Origin of the sequence: Niabella aurantiaca DSM 17617, from assembly GCF_000374125.1 — a bacterium.
GTDB lineage: Bacteria > Bacteroidota > Bacteroidia > Chitinophagales > Chitinophagaceae > Niabella > Niabella aurantiaca.
In genome coordinates this window covers 1-23,331 of sequence record NZ_KB893632.1, presented here as the reverse complement: position 1 = coordinate 23,331, position 23,331 = coordinate 1, and the positions used below count along the sequence as shown (strand labels likewise).

The following is a 23,331-nucleotide window of genomic DNA, read 5'->3' as shown; positions in this document are numbered from 1 at the left end:
GTACCCTGCGAAATCAGAAATTTCAAATACTAAATATCGGGATCATAAATTATCGAGCACCTTTTCCATTTGCGTGCTCCGGCTGCCTTTGACCAGCAGCAGGGTGTTTTGCGGCCGGTGGTCTCCAAACCATGCGGCGGCATGACCAGAAGTTTCAAAATACCGGAACCGGTCCTTATAGGGTTCAAACGGCTTACCTACAAGGATCACATCGCTCCAGGAATGCTGTTCAATCAGCTCTATCATACGCTGATGTTCCGCTCCGGTTTCCGCTCCCATTTCCGCCATGGCGCCCAGCACCAGTATTTTTTGAGCGCTCTCCATTTTTACCAGGTTCTCAATAGCGAGCTTCATGCTGCTGGGGTTGGCGTTGTAGGCGTCCAGGATGATCTTATTGGACCCCTTCTCCAACAGCTGGCTTCGGCTGTTGGAAGGGGCATAGTTTTCGATAGCCGCTTTTATCCGTTCCGCTGCTATATTAAAATGCGATCCAACAGCAACCGCTGCCAGTACATTGGGCAGGTTATAATCGCCAACGAGCTGGGTACTGATAAGAGTTGGGAAAGGCCTTTCCAGTTCAACCGTAAGAAAGCTTCTTTGACCGGCGGCATGCCCTGCCACATCCGCATCCGTCGTACCATACCGGACAATGCGGGCGATGCCCCGGCTCATATCCCGGAGATAGTCGTAATCCCACATCACAAAAGCAGTCCCATCGCCACGCCCCCTCAAAAAATCATATAGTTCCCCCTTCCCTTTTTTTACCCCTTCCACGCTGCCAAAGCCCTCCAGATGCGCCTTTCCTGCATTGGTGATCAGGCCATGGGTCGGCCGGGCTATGGTGCAATACCCCCTGATCTCCTCCAGGTGATTTGCCCCCATTTCGATCACCGCCATCTGCGCATCATCCTTTATTTTCAGGAGGGTAAGCGGTACCCCGATGTGATTGTTCAGGTTGCCTTCTGTTGTGTAGGTCTTATAAGTAGTGCTCAATACCGCATGGATCAGTTCTTTGGTAGTGGTCTTCCCATTGCTTCCGGTGATGGCCACCACCGGAAAATTAAATAGTGCCCGGTGATGGGCCGCCAGTTGCTGCAACGCCTGCAGCACATCCGGCACCAGGATGGTCTTGCCCGGAATCTCATATGCCGCCTCATCGATCACCACTTTTGCCGCTCCTGCGTCCACGGCCTTCTGAGCAAAAGTGTTGCCGTTGAAGTTCGGTCCTTTCAAGGCAAAGAAGAATTCGTTTTCTTTGATTTTCCGGGTATCTGTCTGTACATCCGGGTACTGCCGGTACAGCTGGTACAAGTCCTCCATATTCATGAAACAAAAATAGGCCTTAGCGACTTAAAGTTTTACATCCGCAGGAATTTTACAGAGCATTAATCTAAGCGTCACTGATTCGCAGATGAACGCAACGAGCGTTTCTTACGGACCACCTTATTGAGCATTCAAAAAAGATCAGCGGATCTGCGGTCATATCCCGACTGAATCTGCGACTGCTATGCCTTGACCCGTACAATTTTACGCCCCAACAGGATTATCATGATTATTTTAGTTACTTTGGCCTCCGTAAAAAAACAAAGGCACATGAGTTACAGGATCGGATCCGGAATCGATTTCCACCAGTTTGCAACAGGGCGCGATCTGTGGATCGGCGGTATTAAAATACCCCATCACAAAGGCGCGCTGGGCCACAGCGATGCCGATGTACTGCTTCACGCCATTTGTGACGCCCTGTTAGGCGCCCTGGGCCTGGGCGATATCGGGGTGCATTTCCCCAATAATGATCCCCGGTATAAAGACATCGACAGCAAGATCCTTTTAAAGGAAACCATGCAACTCATTTCAGAAAAAGGATACCAGGTGGTGAATGTGGACAGCTCCCTTTGCCTGCAGGAGCCCAAAATCAAAAAATTTGTGCCTGCCATGCAGGAAACCATTGCTGGCATCCTGGCCGTAGCCACAGCGGATATTTCCATAAAAGCCACTACCACGGAGGAAATGGGCGCGATCGGGCGCGAAGAGGGGCTGATGGCGATGGCCACTGTTTTGTTACAAAAAGTATAAAATTTCATTTTGCTGACGGCGAATGTTAAAGTAGTATGATATTCGTAGGAAGCGTTTAACTTTGCCCCGATGGCCTCAATTGAAATAAAAATCATTAATCAATCATCCAATCCGCTGCCCGGTTATGCAACAGCAGGGGCTTCAGGCATGGATGTAAGAGCTTCCCTGGAAGTTCCCGTTATCTTAAGATCCCTTGAAAGAGCATTGATCCCAACCGGAATTTTTATGGAAATTCCCGAAGGGTATGAGGTACAGGTACGCCCTCGTAGCGGACTGGCTGTAAAGCAAGGACTTACATGCCTGAACACCCCCGGTACCATCGACGCAGATTACCGGGGCGAAGTAAAGGTTATCTTAATCAACCTTTCCAATGAAGACCAGGTCATACAGCATGGAGACCGTATTGCCCAGCTGGTAGTGCAAAAAGTAGAGCAGGCAGAATGGGTAACAACAGCGGTCCTGAGCGAAACCGTTCGGGCAGCTGGAGGATTTGGACATACCGGAAAACAGTAACACCCTTACAAAATACGATACATATGGCGGTTGCCGCTTAAACAAAGCAGGCGTCCGGCAGTTTTTTCTTTTCAAAAAATAAAGAAACAACAAACAATGAAGTACATAATCTTGTTTTTGTCAGCAGCCCTGATCTTTGCCTCCTGCAATCCGGCTAAAAAAGCACAACGCACCCCTCCGGCAACAACGGCAGACAGTTCTGTAAAAACAGAGACGGCCTCTACCGATGATATGGGCAAGGCAAGCGATAGTATGGCGATGGAAACCATTTCCACCGTTCTGGAAAAGCTCAACCACCTCGAATACACTACTTTTTCCGGAAAGGCGGGCGTTATTTATAAGGCCAAAGGAGATACAAAGAATTTTGACGTAAAAGTACAGATCCATAAGGACAGCCTCATCTGGGCCTCAGTGATCGGGCCGTTGGGCATCGAAGTAGCCCGGGGCATCATCACACCGGATTCTGTGCGGATAATTAATAAACTGAATAAACAATATATTTCTTCCAGTTACGTTTATCTACAGGAGCAACTGGGACTACCGCTTGATTTGGCCACACTCCAGGACCTGCTGGTGGGTAATCCGGTTTTTATTGACAAAACCAATAGCAGTTATACCAAACAGGACGATACCCTTCAGATCACCAGCAGAACAAAATTTTTCAGGAACCTTTTGAGTGCAATGCTTCCTGACTACCTGCCGGCCGTAAGCAACCTGGACGACGTGGATGCAGACAGGAACCGGTCGGCAACGTTAACGTACGGTGGTTACGAGAAAGTGAATGGTGCCCGGTTCCCAAGATCGAGAACAATAAACGTAAAATATAAAACAGAGATACAAATTCAATTGGATTATAAGTCATTTACCTTTAATGAAGCGCTGCATACGCCCTTCTCGGTACCAAAAGGTTATAAAACCAAAAAATGATCCTGTAAAACTTTGGATGCTTTATGGTGAAGTTAAAAAATTGGCTATGGATGGGCCTTATGCTTTTGAGTGGAACCGGGATGGCCCAGGACGATGTAAAGACCACGCTGCGAAAAGAACGTGCCGAGATCCTGAACGACGTAAACGGAATTCAGCGGACCTATAACCGCACAAAGACCGTTTCCCGCGAGGCAATGGTCCAGCTCACGACGCTCAACCGGAAAATTGAAGGACAGGAACGCTATATCATCAGCATGTCGCGCCAGCCGGGATTCTTCAACCTGGAAGAGACCCAGGATAACGACCGCGAGATCTCCCGCATCAAAAAGGCTATTGAAACATTAAGGGATCATTATTATCATCCCGAAACCAATACCCCGCCGGCTAAAAAAGAGCCGGCCGATGAACCGCCGCCTGCATATACGCCTCCGCCGCGGAACTATCCTGTTCTTCCGCCGCAGCAGCATACCACCTATCCGGTAAACAGCGCTGCACTGACCGGCGATTTTGGACTGTATCGCGGGCAGATCCCCTACCCGTTGGATAAAGGCACCATTGTCCAGGGCTTTGGCCGGTTTAAAATTGAAGGGGAAGGGCCGGATATCGTAGGCGATAACCCGGGATGCACATTCTCCGCCCCGGTGAACACCCCCGTTAAAGCTGTTTTTGAAGGCGATGTCATCAGTGTTTCCAAACTTGGCGCCATGTTTTATGTGGTGATCCGCCACGGGCGGTATGTGACCGCTTACAGCAACCTTGCCGGCGCTGCCGTTGTAAAGGGGGCAAAAGTAAGAACGGGCCAGGTGATCGGCACGGTAGGGCGCGATGATGAGACGGGTTATGGGAAACTGGATTTTATCCTGATGCTGGATGATAAGAACCTGGACCCGAAGACCTGGTTCCTTCCCATACCACAGCAATAAAACCTATCCATTATAAAAAAGCGGATCCTGCGACCCGCTTTTTTATATTATCCGTTTATTATGAAATCCTGTTAAATGATCAGCAGCGCATCTCCATAGCTGAAGAAACGGTATTTATCTTTGATCGCCTTCTTATACGCTTCAATGGTCAGCTCATAACCGGCAAAGGCGCTGGTCATGATCATCAGGCTGGTTTTGGGAAGGTGAAAGTTGGTCACCAGTGCATTGGCAATGTTAAAATCATACGGGGGATGAATGAACGTATTCGTCCATCCCTCTGAAGACTTTAACAGCTTTTGGGCGGTAAATGAAGACTCCATGGCCCGCATGGTAGTGGTACCAATGGAGCAGATACGGCGGTTTCCCTCTTTTGCCTTGTTCACAACGCGGCAGGCGGCATCATCAATATGATAATACTCCGCATCCATCTTATGCTTGCTCAGGTCTTCCACCTCGATGGGGCGAAACGTACCCAGTCCGGTATGAAGGGTTACTTCCGCAAAGCGGATGCCTTTGATCTCCAGCCGCTTGATCAGCTCACGGCTGAAATGCAAGCCTGCAGTGGGTGCAGCCACTGCACCTTCATGCTTGGCATATACGGTCTGGTAACGCTCTTTATCGTCGTCGTCCGGCTTTCGTTTGATGTACTTGGGCAACGGGGTTTCGCCCAGGGCTTCCAATTGTGCTTTAAATGCATCTTCAGAGCCCTCCCACAGGAAACGGATGGTACGGCCGCGGCTGGTAGTGTTGTCGATCACCTCTGCAACCAGCTCTTCATTTTCCCCAAAATACAACTTATTGCCTACCCGTATCTTCCGGGCGGGATCAACGATCACATCCCAAAGGCGGTTCTGCTTGTTTAATTCCCGTAGAAGAAATACTTCAATTTTGGCACCGGTCTTTTCTTTGCGGCCGTACATACGGGCAGGAAAAACCTTGGTATTGTTCACCACGAAGACATCCTTGTCATCAAAATAATCCAGGATATCACGGAAGTTTTTATTTTCCATCTGCCCCGTCTGGCGATGTACCACCATCATACGGGCATCTTCTCTTTTTTTTGTAGGATGCTGTGCAATAAGGTTAAGAGGTAGGTCGAATTGAAATTGTGAAAGCTTCATTCTGCTGTTTAACGGTTTTAAATATCATTACCGAAAACGAGTGAGGCCCGGGGAGGAAGTTTTGAACAAACTGGTTACCAGTATGTTTTATGCTTTCGATCCCCGGTCTTACGGCACCGGTTTTCGATTTGTGCGTGCAAAGGTACTATTTATATAAAATATTCGGGTATTTTCATCAAAATAAATAAAAAAAGTTGATCTTCCCCTACCTGTTAGGTCTTAGAGACCTAACAGGTAGGACAGGCCTTCCCTTATATCCCTTGCGGGATGGATGCGATCAGCTTTTGGGTATATGCGCTTTGGGGATGCCGGTAAATCTCCTCGGCAGGGCCCTGCTCTTCGATCTTACCCTGGTTCATCACAATGATCCGGTCGCTGAAGTAGCGCACCACCGACAGATCATGGCTGATAAAAACAATCGTAAAACCAAACTCTTTTTTCAGGTCGTTCAGCAGGTTCAATACCTGGGCCTGTACGCTCACATCCAGTGCAGAAACTGATTCGTCGCAAATAATAAAAGAAGGGCCGAGGGCCAGCGCTCTTGCGATAACGATCCGCTGACGCTGTCCTCCGCTGAACTCATGGGGATAACGGTGATAATGTTCCGGCAGCAGGCCTACTTTTTCCAGTAAGGCTTCCACTTTCTTTTTACGGGCCGCCGCATGAGGCTCCAGGTGGTGTACTTTTAATGGTTCTTCAATGGCCGGCCCGATTTTTTTGCGGGGGTTCAGGGAGGAATAAGGATCCTGGAAAATGATCTGCAGCTGCTTTCGCAGTCCGCGCAACTCCGCCGTTTTAAACAACGCCATATCCCTGCCCTGGTAAATGATCTTACCGGCCGTGGACGGAATAAGCTGCAGCAGGGCCCGGCCCAGGGTTGTTTTTCCGCAGCCGCTCTCACCTACCAGACCCAGGGTTTCATTCCGGAAGATCTCAAAACTTACATCATTTACCGCCCTGGTATAGTTCAGCGGTTTCCCCAACCAGCTCTTTTCCCGGGGAAACCATACGGAGAGATGCTCTACACTGACCAGGACATTCTTCTCTTCTCTAACCAGGGGCCCGGCAGGACCCGTTCCCTCCGCCGGCAGGACCCAATGTCTATCCGTTACCGGATCCTCCTTTGCATCCATAAAGTCGCTTACCACCGGCAACCGGCTTCCCCTTTTATGATTGACGGGCCTGCAAGCCAGAAGCGCTTTTGTATAGGGATGTCCGGGATTTCTGAAAAGGTCTTTAACGCTGCCTTCTTCCACCACGGTTCCCCGGTACATCACCACCGCCCTGTCTGCGATCTCCGCTACCACGCCAAGGTCGTGGGTGATAAAAATAACGCCCATGCCGGTTTCCTGTTGCAGCTCCCGGATCAATTGCAATACGGTCTTCTGTACCGTTACGTCCAGAGCGGTGGTTGGCTCGTCGCAGATCAGCAGCCGCGGTCTGCAGCACATCGCCATGGCGATCATTACCCGTTGCTTCTGGCCGCCGCTCAGCTGATGCGGGTACCGGTTATATATGCCCGGAGGGTCCGGCAGCTTTACCCGCTCAAACCAGCGGATCGCCCGGGCCCGGGCCTCCTCTTTTGTAACGCGGGTATGAATACGGATGGCTTCCGCCACCTGGTTGCCGCAGGTATAAACGGGATTTAGCGAGGTCATAGGCTCCTGGAAGATCATGGAAACGGCATTGCCCCGTATCGATTGCAGCCCCTCTCGGTCCTGTTTCAGAAGATCGGTGCATTGCCCGTCTTCGCCGTAAAACAGGATCGACCCCTGAACATACCGTGCCGGCGGAGTAGGCAACAGGCGCAGCACGGATAAGGAAGTAACCGATTTTCCGGAACCGGATTCGCCCACCAGGGCCACGATCGTTCCTTCGTTCACCGTAACCGAAATATTCTTCAGGGCATGGTTCACTTCATCGCCCGAAATAAAGTCTACCGATAATTCCCGGATCTCCAGTAAGGGACGCTGCGTCATTATTGCACTACTTTAATGTTCAGCTTTTTACCGGGCGTAGGATAGAAGGCCATACATACCGCGCAGTTCTCCTCCTTCTTTTTGGACATGATCTCAAAATAAAATACATCGCCTTCTTTAATCCCCGAAGGAAACGCACAGGGGTTGCTGATGCCAAAAGCTTTCCAGTAGGTCTTGTTGGTTTGGGGGTTTGTCCAGGTTGCCTCCACCAGCCAGGGATCGATCTTTCCTTCGATCACGGAAAAGGTATAGTTGGAGCACATCCCGGCCACTTCAAACCGGGCCTTATAGCGGGTACCCTGCCCCCGCGTGGCTTTTGAAGAACAGGCGGTCAGCGCCGAAAATACAACAACGGCAGCTGTCAGAAGGAGTAAGCTTATTTTCATTTTTGTATATTTTAAAATCGAAGATGGCGTACCGTCTGACCGTTATTGATCAGTTGCTTCAGCGAATCGATCCCGATCCTGAGGTGACTTTCTACATATTTTGCCGTTACTTTCTTATCACTTTCTGCGGTCTTTACCCCATCTGGTATCATGGGCTGATCGCTTACCAGTAACAGGGCTCCCGTAGGGATCTTATTAAAAAAGCCAACCGTGAAAATAGTGGCGGTTTCCATATCCACCGCATAGGCCCTTATCCGCTGCAGATAGGTTTTAAATTCCTCGTCATGTTCCCATACCCGCCGGTTGGTAGTGTACACCGTTCCGGTCCAGTAATCGGTTTTTGCTTCTCTGATGGTGGTGCTTACCGCCTTCTGCAATGCAAACGCCGGCAGGGCCGGCACTTCATGTGGAAAATAATCGTCTGAAGTTCCCTCGCCGCGGATCGCCGCAATCGGCAGGATGAGATCCCCGACCTTGTTCCGCTTTTTCAAACCGCCGCATTTTCCAAGGAACAATACAGCCTTGGGATCAATGGCCGTTAGCAGATCCATAATTGTGGCGGCCGTAGGGCTCCCCATACCAAAATTAATGATCGTGATGTCTCCCGCAGTAGCACATTGCATCGGCTTACCGAGCCCTGCTATTTCTACATTATTCCAGTCTGCAAACAGCTTTACATAGTTATCGAAATTGGTCAGCAGAATGTATTCGCCAAAATTCTTCAGGTTTTCACCAGTATACCGCGGCAGCCAGTTCTTTACTATCTCGCTTTTTGTTTTCATCTGCGTTGTTTTTAACAATTCATCCAGGAGTTCCGTTCTGCTTCGGCCGGCCAAAAGTCTGTTTAGTTCACATCCCGTAAAATAAACATCCTTACAGGCGTTGCATAAAGCAGGTTTGAATCAGTCCGCCCATCCCATTTCTCTTTCAAATGTTGCTGCGTCTACGGTGTCACCGGAAAAGCAACATTCAAATATGTTTTCGTCGGGACCGGCTGCTACCGTTCCGCTCAGGAGTATTCCTGAAATTCTTTCAATTTCATCAGCGCTATGGTTTTTGCCTGGTCTTTTATTTGAAAAATTGTCGGCCTGCATACCCAATTTCTTAGCAAGATACTCATTTTTATACACAGGTTTCAACAGCAAAACCGTTATTTTTGGATCGATGATACGCGTTCAATATCCGGAACCTGAGTTTAAAATTGAAACCCGCAACGGTCAGCCGCATATTTTTGACTCCCTGCGTAAAAAATGGCTGGTACTCCAGGATGAAGAATGGATCCGCCAGAATTTTATCCAGCACCTGTTACAGCATATGCGTTACCCAAGGACCCTTATTGCGCTTGAAAAAGAGATCAGGGTCGGCGAATTGAAAAAGCGGTTCGACATCCTTGTATATGATCCGCAACACCAACCCTGGATGCTGGTGGAATGCAAAGCAGAACAGGTGTTACTGAATGATGCGGTATTACACCAGGTGCTGCGCTACAACATTGCCCTTCCGGCGGCATACCTGATCATTACCAATGGTAACCAGACCCTGGGCTGGAAAAAAGAACCCGGCGGTTTGACCAGCATCGAACAGCTACCGGAATTTCTCGCTCACCACTAAGTCCCCGGATCCCTGCGTATAGATATAAAACCCTTCCCCGGACTTCACACCTTTTCTTCCGGAGGCTACCATATTCGCCAGGAGCGGGCAGGGTGCATATTTGGGATTGCCCAATCCCTGATGCAGCACGTTTAATATAGATAAGCAGACATCCAGGCCGATGAAATCAGCCAGCTGCAATGGCCCCATCGGGTGCGCCATGCCTGATTTCATAATGGTATCAATGGCCTCCACACCAGCCACACCTTCATACAGGCTGTAAATGGCTTCGTTGATCATGGGCATCAAAATACGGTTGGCTACAAAACCCGGGTAATCATTGGCCAGGGCCGGGATCTTCCCCAGTTTTTCGCTCAGTCCAATAATGGCAGCGGAAACGTCTGCACGGGTAGCGTAACCGTTGATCACCTCTACCAGCTTCATTACCGGAACGGGGTTCATAAAATGCATCCCGATCACCTGCTCCGGCCGCCCCGTAACCGATGCGATCTTTGTGACGGAGATGGAAGAAGTATTGGTCGCCAGGATGCAGTCCGGCGGTGCTGCGGCGTCGATCTGCTTAAATATTTCCAGCTTCAGCAGCTCCTGTTCTGTTGCCGCCTCTACCACCAGATGGGCCGCTGCAACGCCTTTTTTTATGTCAGTTTCCATTGTAATGTTCCGCAGCGTTTCCTCCTTTTGCGGTCCTGTTATGGTTCCCTTCGCCAGCTGCCGGTCCAGGTTCTTTTCAATCGTCTTCAATGCAGTTTCCAACTGGGCAGCAGCAACATCGATGAGTACTACAGAATGGCCGGCCTGTGCAAAAACATGGGCAATCCCATTGCCCATGGTGCCGGCGCCGATTACCGAAACATTTTTGATCATAAGGTCTTTTTTTTACTTAATGTAAGGTGAAAAACGAATAGACTACGAGTCCCAATAAGAACGACAGTATCAATGCTATATTAATGATAAAAAGTGCAAAGCTCTTCAGCCGGGAAACCCGCTTCCGCTCTCCGTAAACCCGGCTGTGTGCCCTGAAAAAATAGAAGAAAGAGTACCCCGAAGCCGCCATGATAATGCTCACTTCAATAGTTTTCACCAGCGCATGCTCTCCGGCCAGGCCACCAAAGAATAAAACAAAGTACAGCAACGTTACCAGCAGCAGCAAAAAACAGAAATAATGCAGGGTAAAAACTCCATGATCGAAGAACCACCATTTTCTTTTGCTATGGAACAGCCACAGAAAAAAGGCAAACAGTGGCATATATAAAAACAGTGCTTTGGGAATATTATGAATAAATGCCTCCCCGACCCTTTCGATGATCTGCTTTTTTGTATACCCTTTCTCCCATAGTTCTATGTGCTTTTTCGCAAGCAGGTAATCGACCTTATCGATTTCTTCTCCAGAAGTTTTTTTTACGGAGTCCAGCTGGGCAAGTGTGCGCACTCCTTTGGGAACGGCACCTCCTCCGATATTGATAACGGAACCGGACGGGTCAAGACTTGTTGAATCTGCTCTAAGCTCGTTCAGATCCCTGGTCTCATCTGCGAGATCTTCATCCAATTCCTCAAGCTCCTCCCGGAGCCGCTCTTCATACGCCGCCTTTGCTTCCCCCGTTAATCCCCCAATGGGCTTCCCGATCAGGCTGCCCAGGCTGTCCTTCGCTTTCTTCAGTGATTCGATACCCGTAACCAGCTCCAGCTCTTTTTCCTTAAAAGTCTGTGGTTTCGACGCACTGTGCGTGGAGAATAAGAAAACAGGCAACAAAAATGTAACAAAATTCAAAAAGATATACAAGCGCACCGGCGGCACATAGCGCATTCTTCTTCCCGCCAAAAACTCCCTGGTCAGCCGCCCCGGGCGAAAAAGCAAAAACTTCATCGTTTTCCAGAACTTGCTGTCATAATGCGTCAGATCCTCAAAGAAATGTGTAAAAAGATAATAGAAGGGTTGCCTTGGTTCGATGTTTTCCTGGCCGCAATGGGAGCAGAAATGCGCTGTTACCGTATGACCGCAATTGAGACATGTTTTTTCATTTCTAAGTTTGTGCCCCGACATTTATTTTTAAAAGCAAGATAATCAAAAATGCGAAAAGCGGAGGTGCGCAGGCCGGTTGCCTTCCAGATCGCATGCCGGATGTCGTGCCCTGCATGATGTTTTCAGAAAAGCTTTTTTTGGTGGCCTTCCGCCCGGCAATGCCTTGTTATTCCTTCTGTATATGCCTTTGCACAAGAAAGCTTTTCTGGATAAAACATCCGGAGCATCGTTAAAGGACTTCCATTAAAAGCAAGCGGGCAAAAGTGCAGCGCGTCGGCTATCCCATACACCGTACCTGTATCAATTTGACGTCATTACCGGTGCGCTGCTGTTTGCTTACAGAACCGGCAGCTTCCCAATCGCAAGCATCAACCGGATGCACCGGCAACGACTGTCAGGCCCGTCCCGGCGCCGAAAACTGCAGCTGAACACCAACAGATCCTGAAACACCCGCGCATTCAGAAGTTCAAAAAGACAACATGCTGCAAAACGATCCTTGATATTGCCTCCGGCCTGCCCGTCATCGCTTATTGTTTTTCCTTTGTAAATGATCAAATCAAAGTAACGCCTGGCCCTTTGATCTTGATCCGGAGCGAAAATCGGCCGGCATCCTGTTTTGCCTCTTTGCATATCGCAATTTTACAGTACGTTTGTTGCGCGGATCAAAGCAATGAACATGCAAAAACAAAACAGGTGGCTGGTCCTGCTTCTTGCAGCAGTCCTCGTTCTCGGATATTTCTGGTGTGAGCACCGGGAAACAGAAACAGTTGTGCCTTCTTCATCCGAAAAGCCTGTTCACCCGTCTCAAAAACAAGATACGGCACCGGTTGATGCGCTTACAAAGGAAACGGTTGTGATACCGTATATAAAGAAAAACGGCCGTCTCCCTGATTATTACATTACCAAACAGGAAGCGCGGAAAAAGGGATGGATCGCATCCGAAGGCAATCTTTGTAAGGTGCTTCCGGGAAGAGCGATCGGCGGGGATATTTTCACCAACCGGCAAAAGGCCCTCCCTGTAAAAAGCGGCCGAACCTGGTATGAGGCCGATCTGAACTATGCTTGCGGCCGGCGCAATGCCGACCGGGTGCTGTTTTCAAACGACCGCCTGGTTTTTGTAACAAAGGATCATTACAGGACATTTGAGGAAAAATAAACAATATGAGAGAAGTCATTTTTGATTTTGACCGGATCGGAACGGAAGAGGACTTTTACAAAACAGCCGTAAAGCTGCTGGAGCTTCCGGATTATTTTGGAAAAAACCTGGACGCGCTTTATGACGTGCTTACCGGTGCCATTGAGCTTCCGGTGCGGATCCGGTTCCTGAACCTTTCGCTGGGACAGCTGGAAAAGTTCGGCGATATCATTACTGTTTTTGAAGATGCAGCAGCAGAACTGGAAGCGCAGCTGGTCTTTGAGTACTATCTCAAAAAACCCTGAGCACTCTAAAACAATTTGAAAATGTGGAATTTGGGTATCAGTATGAAAACCGGATCCAACCTTACTGAAACCAAAGCATATAACTGGATCTTTTAAGCTCCTTCCCGGGGAAAACCGGTCTAACGAAAAACATCAACCGTCAAATCCGCTTATTTCCGTTTGTAGTCGCCCCGTTTCCAGGATTTGATAAATTCGGCCCAGGCGGCAGGGTTGAAAATATTCATTGGCGGGATCTGCCCCTGGTAACGCGCCTTTTGAGAGATCATGTTGAGCTGCATATTGGTCACTTCCCGCCCATCGTAAGCCGTTTTCCTCAGCATGGCACGTTGCATTTCCTTTGTATTGTTCTTCCGGATGATCTCCATCTCATCGTCAGCAACGCTGGTGTTCACAAAATCGCGCGCAAATTGTTCCGGTGTAGGCCGGGGCCGGATGATAGCCGCAGGCAGGTAAACGGTATCCTCGGTCATCAATACCACCATATTGTACTGATTGCCTTCCAGGTCGCGGGGAATGGGTTTCACAACCGGCTTATAGGTTACGTGAGAAAATTCTATCTCGTCGCCCTTCAATACCGCGATGGAGAACACACCATCCTTATTGGTAATGGTTCCCCGTTGCGACCCCTTTACGGTTACGCTTACGGAGGGAATGCCGTACAGGCTGTCGGACGACATTACGATACCAAAAAGCTGGATCACCGAATCACGCGCCTTTTCAAACTGGGCATGAGCAGTTGATGGGATGATAAACAATAACACAATAACCGGTATGATTATTTTCTTCACAGCCTCAAATTTAAGTAACGATTTGTAAATAAGACAACAAAATGCCCAATAGGATGTTTAACTTTGCAGATTGTAGTGAATTTAACATAAGCTTTAGTAAATAAATGACAAAGGAACTTGTTTTACAGGCATTAAGTACCGTTCATATCCCCGGTTCTCATAAGAACATCGTGGAGCTGGATATGATCAGGGACCTGGTAATTGAAAAATATTATATCTCTTTTAATATAGACCTCCCCAGCCAGGACGCCCAGCTAAAGGAGAAGGTGAAAACAGACTGCATCAAAGCCATCAGGGAGCAGGTGAATGAAAAAGCAGTGGTCAAGGCAGGCTTTGGCAGCAATACGTCAAAAGCACCGTCCGCCGCCAGCGCACCGGCTAAGGTATTACCCGGTGTAAAGAACATCATTGCCGTGGTAAGCGGAAAAGGCGGCGTTGGAAAGAGTACCGTTGCGGCAAACCTTGCATTGGCGCTTTCGCAATCCGGTGCCGCTGTAGGGCTGATGGATGCAGATATATACGGGCCAAGTGTTCCCATTATGTTTGGCGTGCGGGGCGAACGCCCGATGATGAAAGACGTGAACGGGAAGGGCATGATCGTACCCCTGGAACGGTTTGGCATCAAACTATTGAGCATCGGGTTGCTGGTAGATGAAAGCAAAGCGGTTGTATGGCGGGGCCCGATGGCCAGCAGCGCCATTAAACAATTCATTACCGATGTAGACTGGGGCAACCTGGACTACCTGATCGTGGATATGCCCCCGGGAACCGGCGACATTCATCTGACCCTGATGCAGATTGCCCACGTCAGCGGTGTGGTGATCGTAAGCACCCCGCAGGATGTAGCACTGGCAGACGCGAAAAAAGGAATTGCCATGTTTGGACAGGCACAGTTAAATGCACCCATCATCGGGCTGGTGGAGAACATGAGCTATTTCATCCCGCCCAATAGCGGGACGGAATTACCGGATAACAAGTATTACATCTTTGGTCAGGAAGGCGGAAAGCGCCTGGCCAGCGAGTACGACCTTCCCTTTTTGGGCGAGATACCGCTGGTACAGGGGATCCGAGAAGGTGGGGATATCGGTATCCCGGTGATGATGAGCGACGACGAAATTACCAAAGCCGCTTTTAAAGCTTTTGCCCGGGAAGTGGCCCGCTTTGCGGAACGCACCGAAAGAACATAACAGCGGAGGAACTTCCAATCATACCAGTATCATCCTTTAACACCCGGTCAATCCCCGTATTTTTACCGTATAACCTCCAGGGGCGCTCCAGGCCGGGGGCGATAGAAAAAATAGGGATAAATGGCCAGGCCTTCTTTCCGGATCGCAATGACCGGCGACTCGTGCAAAAATTCAGGATCGGTACGTATCAGCGTTACCACTTTGCCATCGCCATACAGGACCATTTTGTATTTTTCCAGCGGGGCCATTTTCTCAATTTTTGAGAGGGTACCCTCCGTATTAGTGATCCAGCGCCTGCAATCTTCGTCGGAGTTGAAATAATGCGCCGTATTGTATTCCAACGCACGCTGATACTGCGCTTTCGCAATGCCTTCAAGATCCTTCTCTGCATAGAGCGACCGTATCTTATCGGTAAGCGCCACTACTTCCTTTTCAAGCGCCGCACTATCCTCCTCTGAAAGGTTTACACCATCGGACCACCCCTTTAATGTGTAAGGGACCGTAGCCTGAAAGGAACCGTCCGTTTCAAAATAAGGAACGCTTCCGTCAAACGGCGGCGTTGAAATCGCAAAAACTTCTTTAAAGGCATCAGCGGCCGATTTCCCGTATTCCCCTTCCACTATCCGTATCTTCAGCGATGTATTACCAGACAGCAGGGTATCGGGCTTATGATCCCGGCCGGTTTCCGGAAAGACCCGTATCCTGATCCGCTGTTTGCCCGGGTTTAAAATAAACTCCCCGATATCTGCGATCTGCTCTCCGGCGCTGTTGCCGGGACTGAATGAGTAATATACCGGAAAATCATTCACCAGTATTTCATAAGAGCAGGCTACCCCCGTAAACCGGATCTGATATGAGGGATTGTAATCATACTTTTGAATGCTTTTACACAAAGTGGCCATCTTCTCTACATACACATCCGTTTTCATTTTTTCCTTTTTTGCTTTTTGCTGGCCACAACTACTGTTATAAAACATGGTAGCAGCGACCATGAATCCTGTTAATAATCTGTATCGCATTTATAATAGATTTTATCTGTGGACGCTTTCCCGTCGCCCAATGTAATCTTGCCTTTTACGCCAAGATTGCCGCCAATGATTTCCTTGTCTTCATACTGTCCTTTGTCATTGCGTACCCGCTCAATGATCTGGTTATCCGCCACCACCTCAAAATACAAAATCAATCCCTCAAAAGAGGCTTCCAGCTCCAGGTAAGGCCCCACGTTATCCATACCTAAATTTACGCCGCACCCAAACCCCACCGAGGCGCCGGCACCAAACCCCAGTTTTGTCACATAGCCGTATTTACCAACGATGACCCTTCCGTTGATCATAAATTTCAGATCAACGCCAATTTGTATTGCAATATCTCCTTTTACATTGGTATCCTTTGTTTTTCCCAGAAAATTATAATCCAGGTTAAATGCGCCGCCAATTTCTCCTTTAGCCCAAAAATCAACGATCACATCCTTGGTAGGGTCACCCCCGATCAGGGAAACCACGCCCTTTAAGGCCACCAGTACGGCATATGCCACGGGGTGCCGCCGGGCCAGCAGGTCCAGCAGGTGCCAGCGTATTTCCAGACCGATAAGCGGCTTTACCTCTATTTTGGTCTTTAAGCCCAGGCCCACCCGGTCCACTACTGCGGCCCGTTTTGCAGAAGGCACCAGCTTTTCATCAACCTTTTCAAACTGCCATTCGAACGCAATGGCAATTTCGGGATAAACGAGCTCGATCTCCGTGGGCTTCTGTTTAATGCTTTTGATAAAAGTCTCATAGCGCGACTTCATCTCCTCATCGATGGAGCCCTGGTCGATCTTCCCTTCGATCAGGTCCTTCACAAATGTAATAGCCCTCTTAAGTCCTGAAACCTGGTTGTACAACTGTTTAACAAACTCGTCGGTGATGCTCTTCTCAACGGTATCATTATTCCATTGAGACGACACAGAAACATCCGCTTCCTTCAGAATATCCAGGAGTGCTGCCAATGTCTTTTTGGGCGGTTCCGCCTTGCTTCCCCGCGCCCTTCCCACACCCGTTTCTTCCCTGAAACGCGCCTTCTCTTTCCGCTCAATTTCATGACGCGCATTGGTGCTTATTTCTGAGTTTTTCTTTTTTACAAATCGCCCCAGCTGCTCTTCATACCGCTCCACCTTTTTATTGATGCGCCACCGGGGCACAAAGGTTTCCAAATGTTCCTTTTGAACATTCAGCCCGAAAACCAGCGACCATTTAAGATCGGGATAGATGCCCAGGCGCAGCAAATGACTCCATCTGCAGGTGCTGATCTGCACATCATATTTTTTTATCGGAATATCCGGCATCCATACAAACTTCCTCAACTCAAGGATCCGTACCGCTCCGTTCTGATAAAACGGATAGTCATAGAACGCGTCAAATTCAAGATGGCTGTCAGAATGGACCACGTTACCGGATGCCGGTTGATTGGGTGGTGTCTCTTCTTTGGATTTTATGCCATAAAACCCGGTGGTCGTTTCCTGCTTTGATTTTTCATCTTCTTCTTTTTTTTCCGGAAGCTTACCCCCATCCTTATATCCGTTGGTCAGCAGACTCCGGAAATCGATGACCCGGCCCACATGTTTGGGATTGGCAATGCAGTCAGCATCCGTTCCTGAAAGTTGTTTTACTTCAACAACGACCGTCTTTTTTATGTTTCGATCGCCTGTAACCACATCAAAGTTCAGCTGGGGGTTATAGGCCTCAATTTCCTTTTCATTGAATATTTCCTTTTCAGCCTTATCACCTTCCTTCAACGTGATGATGGGATAAAAGCAGTGCTCAAACCGTTTGATGTTTACCGGAACGGCTCCCTGGGTCACCACTTTATTTCCGACAATACCGGCATCCTGTTTTCTTTTTTTATTATCAATAATAATGAACTGCTCATCAAACATCTCTCTTTTATCTCCGCCGATCCGGTACACCCGGGCATACAGCTTTGTGCTTCCGGATGAAAGCGCATATTGCCAGAGAGGGTCGAGGTTGATGGCGAAGACCGCCTTTTGTACAAACAGGGCATGTTGGTCGGGCTCCTCGTCCTTGGGTACCACCAGCCCGCCTACCACTGCCTTATCACCGGGGCGCTTTTGCTCATCTGCCAGCACCTTGTAAACAGAGACCTGCGCGGTGAAGGTATTCGTAGATAATTTGTAAAATTGCTTTGTGGTAGCAATTTGTTCATTCTGTGCCTCCCGGTTCTTTTCCCGCTTTGCTTTTTCTTCGGCTGAAATACCCCGCTCCTCAGGATCCGGTAACTCCTCAAACTTTACATCCTGTCTTTGCCCGTATATATCCACCGGGGTATCTCCATCAAAATAACCGTCAACATTATCCGTAAAAAGCTCCAGCTCCACATTGGCACCGTACATGGCGCGGGTATATGCATGCAGCTCTACATTATCACCCAGCAACCGGTCAGACCCATCGATGATGGCGCCGTTATGATCGGCGTTGTTCTCCCGCCAGCTCACGGACAGGAGGCCGGGATTATTTCCCTTTGCAGAAATATAGTAACCATTGGGCGCCCTGTTACTGGGCGTTTTGACAAAAGGCTCTGCCCATGCCAGCCCTCCTCCCTCTACCACTTTCGGAAAGTTGATCTGCGTTCTGGTTGTCTGGCCGTTCACCGCCTGGGAAGCATCAAAGCCAGGCTCTCCGTCCAGCAGCCGGTAGATCCAGTTGAATTGCACCGGTGTGTCCGGCGTTTCATTAACGGTAAACGCAATGTTATCCGCATTTACACCTGGTCCGGCGTCTTCAACGGCCAGGATAATGGTACCCGCTTCCTTTAACTGGATATGGTTCCCTTTTACCGTACCATTTTTTACCGGAACCTTGTTTTTTACCACATCATTGACCTTTGCGGTAACGATCTTTTTTTTCCTTGCCATAGGTTAAAGAAATTTTATTGCCAGCTCAATATCCGGTGCTTTTTTGTCAAGCGCAAACAAAGGGTTTAACTGCGCCTGTACCCGCGGATCTGATTTTTCTACATTGCCCGGATCCACCGCTGCCGACTGGCCATGAAAGCTGATGGATACACAGGGACTGCCGCCGACGGCACAGATCGCTTTGCTGTCTTCCAGCAATGGTTTTCCGCCGTTTTCAAGATCGATCGGCTCATGGAACCCCTGCCATTGCGTGATGGCCGGTTTGCAGGCGCTCCGGGTAACGCTGCAGGTGCCAAAGGTATTGGCTTCAAAAGGCTGGCCGATATCCATTGTATTGGCAATCGCCTTTTTCCCCGGCTCATTCTCATTGATGTAAAAGTCAGCCTGCTTTACTTTCAGCTTATCCGGCGTTGTGCCGAACTGGCATTTGCAAATAGCTCCGTTACAAACAAAATGTTTCTGGCTCATAGTGCGCTCTTTTAAAAAATCCCGCTGCGTTTTTTCTTTTCCGTCTTTACCGGAACGGCCACTTCAACGGCGTCCGTCAACACCCGGTCCGCATCTGCCTGGTGATAGGTTTCAAACACAACGGTCCGTTCATCCGCCCCCTTGCTGTCCAGAACAACCGTTGCCCTTATGGACCGCATGGAATGATCCCGGTGATAAATATGATAGGTCAGATCAAGCAATCCGGTGGCCGGCGCTCCCGTTCCGTACAAATGACGCTCCATTGGAACGGGGCGCCTGTTCAGAATATCGGCCACGGTCCGTTCCTCTTCCGGTGCTCCTTTATAGTTGATCACAAAAGTTTTTGAGCCGGTATTGCGCGCAGCCAGATCGCCTTTTGCCCTGTACCGCACCATTGGGCCGTAAGGGATCAGCGGAAATTCCATTTCCACTTCCTGCTTATAACTAAACGCACGTTTCCCCTGGATACCGGCAAAAAAGATATTGCAGAACCAGTCTTTCTTCAGGGCTTCTTTGAGATGCTCCTCCCCTTGCAACAGGCGGTCCATCTGCACGATGGCATTTTCCGGTATGGCCCCCTTGTAATACCGGGCTATTCCGGGCCGCTCCTGCTTCCACCGCTCAACAAGGTCTTCCTGATTGATCAGCTGTTCAAAGACCCCGTCAAAACGAACCAACAGTAACAAGGGGTATAATACACTTCCCAGGGTGTCCGACAAACGGTCGGCCAGCAGATAAGGCGCCCGATTATTGATGTACACCTGTTTCCGGTTTAAAAAAAACAGGTACCCTTCTTCTTCAATGGTCCCCAGTTGTGCCACATCCGTTTCGTAATGCACTTTCAGCGTTTCATCAAAAGTGATCACCGTACCATAGGTGCGGCAAAGCGCCTCCCGGGGAATGACGATCTGCCGGTCCGGTCCGATCTGATATGCTGTTTTTATTTTCAAAAAAGGATCTACTAATTTATCTTTTTTATACCCGATCCGCTTCTTTGTTTATTTCTCAATCTTTTTCATGGATCAGCCTGCGTTCCCATTGCTTTATCCTTTACAGTAAGAAAGCATATAAAGAACAACGAAGCAATAGAGGAGATTGCACCAGTCTTTATTTCTGGTACTTCCTTATTCTTTTAAATGCATTTCAAGCCACCGGAAAACTTTATACGCTTCTTTCATATCCCCGGGAACGTTTTTTTCTTCGTTATCAAATTCCATTATCACTTCTTCCCCGTTTTTTAATTGAATGCTCATTCCCCAGCCACCACTATCATCGGCATTGGGGCTCCCATATGTCTGCCGCTTTAATGAATCCCTATACGGGTAGGGTATCAATGCGTTCATGCTTTTATCCGTGTAATCATCGTTCTTAATCCGCTTCACCGTATCCGTGCTTATTCTTGTTCCGTCTTGCAAGGCCAGCTCCTTTATTTTACAGGTTTGAACAGAATCCATGGAATAAAAAACGGACTCGACAGGCTCTTTCATCGTTACCATTCCCTTTATCTGGTAAAATGTGATGGTCTTGATGTTCTTCATGGGGTTATTTTGACCATTGGCCGCCATTTTATCATTACATGAATTAGACATCACAAATAATAATAAAAGCAATAGATGATTCACCATGTTTACGATCATTAATAATTAAAAATCAGGCTCCTGTCACCTCGCATAATATCCCATTGCCATTTGTAAAATGCATACATTTTCCCGTTATACTTATTCGGCCCGGACGAATACAATTGACCATTTCGATATATTCCTGCCATCCAGGTATAATCCATGTAATTATCCGTATAGCCATGGTAGAACGTATGTTTCGCTAAAGACCCTTCCTGAAATACATGGGGCAACGATAATGAATGACCACATTCGTGAACGATCGTATGATCATGCAAGAGCCCGGAATGAAAGACCACATACATATTTCCCCAAACATTGTTTGCCAGGGAGCATACCCCCAACGTATTTCCCGCGCTTAGTGTAGTAAAAAACAGGTACGTTCTTTTATTGATGTTCCCGTCAATGCCGCCGGTAGCCTTATACTTCCCATATTTATCATACAGATCTCTGAAGCCATCCCTTATCTGCGCATAAGTGGTATTGGGGTTTTGAGTAGCAATCAGAAAATTATTGGCATCCGCATGGCCCGTTAAGGCGGTAAGATCAAACTCTGTATCCACTTTTACCTCTGCTCTTATCAATGCCTGATTGAAAGATTGATTTTTGAATAAATGCTGATAGTCATTTCTCAATGCCCCCTTTTGCGTTGGACTGGTAATAACGTTCACCACTACGATCTCTGCCTTTGGGATCACATTATTTTTATAGATCATTAGCTTGCCAACTTCCTCTTTCCGGCCTTCCAGCTTTGCATACACCTTGATCTCTTCATGCGCTCCAAGCGGTTTCGTGCATTTGATATTGACCTTTTTCTTTAAGGTATAGTAGTTCACATAATTGGGATTGATCAATCTTCTTTTTTTACCGGAGGCGATCACTTCGGCAACAGAAAATTTACTGGGTGTTACCTCAATTCCTTCGTGACAGGATTCCAATATGATCTCTGTGCCGTCATCGATCATCGGCTCCAGCTCATCAAACTGCAGGTCTAACGAAACGCCATTTTTATGCATGGTTGAGCCATGCGGGAACTGTTGCGTAGTGGTATGCGGAAAAAGGGATAACCAGGCGGGATAATAACGCACCCCATAGGGCGCTATCGGGTTTTTAACATCCCTCAGGTATTCCTGTTTTAACTTTGGCACATCCTTGCAAAGCGGATGCATACTGCCGGGTATCACGGCCCCGTTATTGTCGTGGGTTACAGTAACCAGGGGAAAGATATACTCTTCACGCAGCCAGTCAAACCCATACGCTCCTTCATAGTCATCCGGTCTTCTGAAATGCACCAGAAACTTTTTAAGCACTTTGCTTTGCTGCTGTTCCCTTGCCGGTGGTGCACCTCTTAACAATTGTTCTCCCTGATCTCCATTTTTGCATACCAGCCCTTTTGCCCCCAGGCTCGTGTTGCCATCGTGCGCGATCCAGGTAACATCATTGGCATTCTCCTGGATCCGTTTTGCTTTGAATATAATGTCTCCCATCAAAAATTCTGATTAACGTTATGCAAAGTTTCCCTGTTCCCCGCTTTTGCTGATCACTCTTTTGGCACTATAAATTTTAAAATCTTCTTCATGGGCATTCGCCTCAATCGTATTCCCCTCTTTTTTGATGGCATTCCCCGCATTGTGCGTCAGGCTGTCATCCGCCGTACCGTAAATATTTGTGGCCATCATCGACAGGTCTTTGGTAGCCCTGCTCATTATGTTTACACCGGCAATACTGCTCATATTTTTTCCGGCGTTGGTAGCCACATCGGCTCCCGCCGTGGTTTTGATATCAACCCCTGCATTGGTGGTGATGTTCTCCTCGGCATTGATATAAATGTTCTTTGCATTAAAGGTCATGGTTTCGGGGGCGGTGATGGTGATGTTCTTACCCGTAGTGTCCAGGTAGATCTCGTTACCACCCGGATCCCGGATTATGATGTGCGTGCCTTCACCGGCATCGTTAAACTCTACCGTATGACCACTCCGCGTCCGGATCACTTTCAGATCGTTTGCTGCATTGCTGAACCGGTTGTTGGCACTCCCATGGTACACCGTCCCGATCACATAGGGCTTCGTAGCACTGTCGCTCTCAAAACCCACGATCACCTCTTCCCCGATCTCCGGTATAAAAAAATGACCCTTCCCGCCGCCGCCATGCGGGCTCGTTACCCGGATCCACGGCGTCTTCTCCGACCCGTTCATCCAGTGGAACTTTACACGCACCCGCCCCAACCCGTTGTAATCGTTGTTGTCCGTTACGATCGCNCTCTGCGTCTCACATACCGGGTCCACCGGAACCTCCACCGGCGGCACTTTGATGCTCGAGGGCACCGCCGTAAATTCATTCTCATAATTGCCCTGCGCATCCACATG

23 protein-coding genes are annotated in these 23,331 nt (G+C 48.6%); 8 read left to right on the top strand and 15 right to left on the bottom strand.

The features are described 5' to 3' along the window. Positions 1-42 precede the first annotated feature (42 nt). Positions 43-1,326: a UDP-N-acetylmuramoyl-tripeptide--D-alanyl-D-alanine ligase gene (locus tag B160_RS0112065; protein ID WP_018628175.1), complete on the bottom strand. Its 1,284-nt coding sequence runs from the start codon at positions 1,324-1,326 to the stop codon at positions 43-45. Positions 1,327-1,593: 267 nt separating this feature from the next. On the opposite strand from B160_RS0112065, the gene ispF reads away from it, so the two are divergent. The 4 genes from ispF to B160_RS0112045 all read left to right on the top strand — a co-directional run bounded on the left by ispF (position 1,594) and on the right by B160_RS0112045 (position 4,436). Then, positions 1,594-2,073, top strand: coding sequence for a 2-C-methyl-D-erythritol 2,4-cyclodiphosphate synthase (ispF, locus tag B160_RS0112060; protein WP_018628174.1), 480 nt, complete (start codon positions 1,594-1,596; stop codon positions 2,071-2,073). 69 nt (positions 2,074-2,142) lie between these two features. Next, positions 2,143-2,586, top strand: coding sequence for a dUTP diphosphatase (gene dut / locus B160_RS0112055; protein ID WP_018628173.1), 444 nt, complete (start codon positions 2,143-2,145; stop codon positions 2,584-2,586). A gap of 96 nt (positions 2,587-2,682) precedes the next feature. Next, complete coding sequence (lolB1, locus tag B160_RS0112050) at positions 2,683-3,513, top strand: lipoprotein insertase outer membrane protein LolB1 (protein WP_018628172.1); 831 nt, start codon at positions 2,683-2,685, stop codon at positions 3,511-3,513. A gap of 23 nt (positions 3,514-3,536) precedes the next feature. Next, on the top strand, positions 3,537-4,436 hold the full coding sequence (locus B160_RS0112045) for a murein hydrolase activator EnvC family protein (protein ID WP_026309722.1): 900 nt from the start codon (positions 3,537-3,539) through the stop codon (positions 4,434-4,436). A 71-nt stretch (positions 4,437-4,507) separates the two neighbouring features. On the opposite strand, the gene queA is transcribed toward B160_RS0112045, so the two are convergent. From queA to B160_RS0112025, 4 genes are all read right to left on the bottom strand, one after another. Next, the gene (queA, locus tag B160_RS0112040; RefSeq protein WP_018628171.1) at positions 4,508-5,557 is read right to left on the bottom strand and encodes a tRNA preQ1(34) S-adenosylmethionine ribosyltransferase-isomerase QueA; all 1,050 of its coding nucleotides are present in this window, start codon (positions 5,555-5,557) and stop codon (positions 4,508-4,510) included. A gap of 251 nt (positions 5,558-5,808) precedes the next feature. Continuing rightward, the gene (locus tag B160_RS0112035) at positions 5,809-7,536 is read right to left on the bottom strand and encodes an ABC transporter ATP-binding protein (protein WP_018628170.1); all 1,728 of its coding nucleotides are present in this window, start codon (positions 7,534-7,536) and stop codon (positions 5,809-5,811) included. Next, positions 7,536-7,922: a hypothetical protein gene (locus tag B160_RS0112030; RefSeq protein ID WP_018628169.1), complete on the bottom strand. Its 387-nt coding sequence runs from the start codon at positions 7,920-7,922 to the stop codon at positions 7,536-7,538. The genes B160_RS0112035 and B160_RS0112030 overlap by 1 nt, the downstream gene beginning before the upstream one ends. 11 nt (positions 7,923-7,933) lie before the next feature. Continuing rightward, a complete protein-coding gene (locus B160_RS0112025; RefSeq protein ID WP_018628168.1) occupies positions 7,934-8,704 on the bottom strand; it encodes an AMP nucleosidase in 771 nt (256 codons plus the stop codon). Between the two features lie 382 nt (positions 8,705-9,086). Here B160_RS0112025 and B160_RS0112015 point away from each other — a divergent pair, with 382 nt between their 5' ends. Further along, positions 9,087-9,533, top strand: a complete 447-nt coding sequence (locus B160_RS0112015; protein ID WP_018628166.1) for a type I restriction enzyme HsdR N-terminal domain-containing protein — start codon at positions 9,087-9,089, stop codon at positions 9,531-9,533. Here the strand turns inward: B160_RS0112015 and B160_RS0112010 are convergent. Continuing rightward, positions 9,507-10,397, bottom strand: coding sequence for a 3-hydroxyacyl-CoA dehydrogenase family protein (locus tag B160_RS0112010; protein ID WP_018628165.1), 891 nt, complete (start codon positions 10,395-10,397; stop codon positions 9,507-9,509). The genes B160_RS0112015 and B160_RS0112010 overlap by 27 nt on opposite strands. A gap of 16 nt (positions 10,398-10,413) precedes the next feature. Further along, positions 10,414-11,574 (bottom strand): DUF3667 domain-containing protein, encoded by a 1,161-nt coding sequence (locus B160_RS0112005; protein ID WP_018628164.1) that lies wholly within the window; start codon positions 11,572-11,574, stop codon positions 10,414-10,416. A 655-nt stretch (positions 11,575-12,229) separates the two neighbouring features. Here B160_RS0112005 and B160_RS0111990 point away from each other — a divergent pair. Next, positions 12,230-12,709, top strand: a complete 480-nt coding sequence (locus B160_RS0111990) for a ribonuclease domain-containing protein (protein WP_018628161.1) — start codon at positions 12,230-12,232, stop codon at positions 12,707-12,709. Positions 12,710-12,714: 5 nt separating this feature from the next. Further along, the gene (locus tag B160_RS0111985) at positions 12,715-12,993 is read left to right on the top strand and encodes a barstar family protein (protein ID WP_018628160.1); all 279 of its coding nucleotides are present in this window, start codon (positions 12,715-12,717) and stop codon (positions 12,991-12,993) included. Between the two features lie 149 nt (positions 12,994-13,142). Here the strand turns inward: B160_RS0111985 and B160_RS0111975 are convergent, their stop codons facing one another. Continuing rightward, complete coding sequence (locus B160_RS0111975) at positions 13,143-13,781, bottom strand: carboxypeptidase-like regulatory domain-containing protein (RefSeq protein ID WP_018628159.1); 639 nt, start codon at positions 13,779-13,781, stop codon at positions 13,143-13,145. A 104-nt stretch (positions 13,782-13,885) separates the two neighbouring features. Between B160_RS0111975 and B160_RS0111970 the strand changes: the two genes are divergently transcribed. Beyond that, positions 13,886-14,968: an Mrp/NBP35 family ATP-binding protein gene (locus tag B160_RS0111970; RefSeq protein WP_018628158.1), complete on the top strand. Its 1,083-nt coding sequence runs from the start codon at positions 13,886-13,888 to the stop codon at positions 14,966-14,968. Positions 14,969-15,030: 62 nt separating this feature from the next. On the opposite strand, the gene B160_RS0111965 is transcribed toward B160_RS0111970, so the two are convergent. The 7 genes from B160_RS0111965 to B160_RS32235 form a co-directional block, all read right to left on the bottom strand. After that, the gene (locus tag B160_RS0111965) at positions 15,031-15,987 is read right to left on the bottom strand and encodes a hypothetical protein (protein ID WP_157558029.1); all 957 of its coding nucleotides are present in this window, start codon (positions 15,985-15,987) and stop codon (positions 15,031-15,033) included. Continuing rightward, positions 15,969-18,878, bottom strand: a complete 2,910-nt coding sequence (locus tag B160_RS0111960; protein WP_018628156.1) for a hypothetical protein — start codon at positions 18,876-18,878, stop codon at positions 15,969-15,971. The genes B160_RS0111965 and B160_RS0111960 overlap by 19 nt, the downstream gene beginning before the upstream one ends. Positions 18,879-18,881: 3 nt before the next feature. Continuing rightward, positions 18,882-19,346, bottom strand: a complete 465-nt coding sequence (locus B160_RS0111955) for a DUF4280 domain-containing protein (RefSeq protein ID WP_018628155.1) — start codon at positions 19,344-19,346, stop codon at positions 18,882-18,884. An 11-nt stretch (positions 19,347-19,357) separates the two neighbouring features. Further along, on the bottom strand, positions 19,358-20,296 hold the full coding sequence (locus B160_RS0111950) for a hypothetical protein (RefSeq protein WP_018628154.1): 939 nt from the start codon (positions 20,294-20,296) through the stop codon (positions 19,358-19,360). Between the two features lie 174 nt (positions 20,297-20,470). Then, complete coding sequence (locus B160_RS0111945) at positions 20,471-20,935, bottom strand: hypothetical protein (protein ID WP_157558028.1); 465 nt, start codon at positions 20,933-20,935, stop codon at positions 20,471-20,473. Between the two features lie 47 nt (positions 20,936-20,982). Continuing rightward, the gene (locus tag B160_RS0111940) at positions 20,983-22,452 is read right to left on the bottom strand and encodes a zinc metalloprotease (protein ID WP_018628152.1); all 1,470 of its coding nucleotides are present in this window, start codon (positions 22,450-22,452) and stop codon (positions 20,983-20,985) included. Between the two features lie 18 nt (positions 22,453-22,470). After that, positions 22,471-23,250, bottom strand: coding sequence for a phage baseplate assembly protein V (locus tag B160_RS32235; RefSeq protein WP_425411196.1), 780 nt, complete (start codon positions 23,248-23,250; stop codon positions 22,471-22,473). Positions 23,251-23,331 lie beyond the last annotated feature (81 nt).

Bases quoted from the DNA above. Each gene is read 5' to 3' on its own strand.
- B160_RS0112065 (WP_018628175.1), bottom strand. From the start codon at position 1,326: ATGAATATGGAGGACTTGTACCAGCTGTACCGGCAGTACCCGGATGTA.
- ispF (WP_018628174.1), top strand. From the start codon at position 1,594: ATGAGTTACAGGATCGGATCCGGAATCGATTTCCACCAGTTTGCAACA.
- dut (WP_018628173.1), top strand. From the start codon at position 2,143: ATGGCCTCAATTGAAATAAAAATCATTAATCAATCATCCAATCCGCTG.
- lolB1 (WP_018628172.1), top strand. From the start codon at position 2,683: ATGAAGTACATAATCTTGTTTTTGTCAGCAGCCCTGATCTTTGCCTCC.
- B160_RS0112045 (WP_026309722.1), top strand. From the start codon at position 3,537: ATGGTGAAGTTAAAAAATTGGCTATGGATGGGCCTTATGCTTTTGAGT.
- queA (WP_018628171.1), bottom strand. From the start codon at position 5,557: ATGAAGCTTTCACAATTTCAATTCGACCTACCTCTTAACCTTATTGCA.
- B160_RS0112035 (WP_018628170.1), bottom strand. From the start codon at position 7,536: ATGACGCAGCGTCCCTTACTGGAGATCCGGGAATTATCGGTAGACTTT.
- B160_RS0112030 (WP_018628169.1), bottom strand. From the start codon at position 7,922: ATGAAAATAAGCTTACTCCTTCTGACAGCTGCCGTTGTTGTATTTTCG.
- B160_RS0112025 (WP_018628168.1), bottom strand. From the start codon at position 8,704: ATGAAAACAAAAAGCGAGATAGTAAAGAACTGGCTGCCGCGGTATACT.
- B160_RS0112015 (WP_018628166.1), top strand. From the start codon at position 9,087: ATGATACGCGTTCAATATCCGGAACCTGAGTTTAAAATTGAAACCCGC.
- B160_RS0112010 (WP_018628165.1), bottom strand. From the start codon at position 10,397: ATGATCAAAAATGTTTCGGTAATCGGCGCCGGCACCATGGGCAATGGG.
- B160_RS0112005 (WP_018628164.1), bottom strand. From the start codon at position 11,574: ATGTCGGGGCACAAACTTAGAAATGAAAAAACATGTCTCAATTGCGGT.
- B160_RS0111990 (WP_018628161.1), top strand. From the start codon at position 12,230: ATGCAAAAACAAAACAGGTGGCTGGTCCTGCTTCTTGCAGCAGTCCTC.
- B160_RS0111985 (WP_018628160.1), top strand. From the start codon at position 12,715: ATGAGAGAAGTCATTTTTGATTTTGACCGGATCGGAACGGAAGAGGAC.
- B160_RS0111970 (WP_018628158.1), top strand. From the start codon at position 13,886: ATGACAAAGGAACTTGTTTTACAGGCATTAAGTACCGTTCATATCCCC.
- B160_RS0111965 (WP_157558029.1), bottom strand. From the start codon at position 15,987: ATGCGATACAGATTATTAACAGGATTCATGGTCGCTGCTACCATGTTT.
- B160_RS0111960 (WP_018628156.1), bottom strand. From the start codon at position 18,878: ATGGCAAGGAAAAAAAAGATCGTTACCGCAAAGGTCAATGATGTGGTA.
- B160_RS0111955 (WP_018628155.1), bottom strand. From the start codon at position 19,346: ATGAGCCAGAAACATTTTGTTTGTAACGGAGCTATTTGCAAATGCCAG.
- B160_RS0111945 (WP_157558028.1), bottom strand. From the start codon at position 20,935: ATGTCTAATTCATGTAATGATAAAATGGCGGCCAATGGTCAAAATAAC.
- B160_RS0111940 (WP_018628152.1), bottom strand. From the start codon at position 22,452: ATGGGAGACATTATATTCAAAGCAAAACGGATCCAGGAGAATGCCAAT.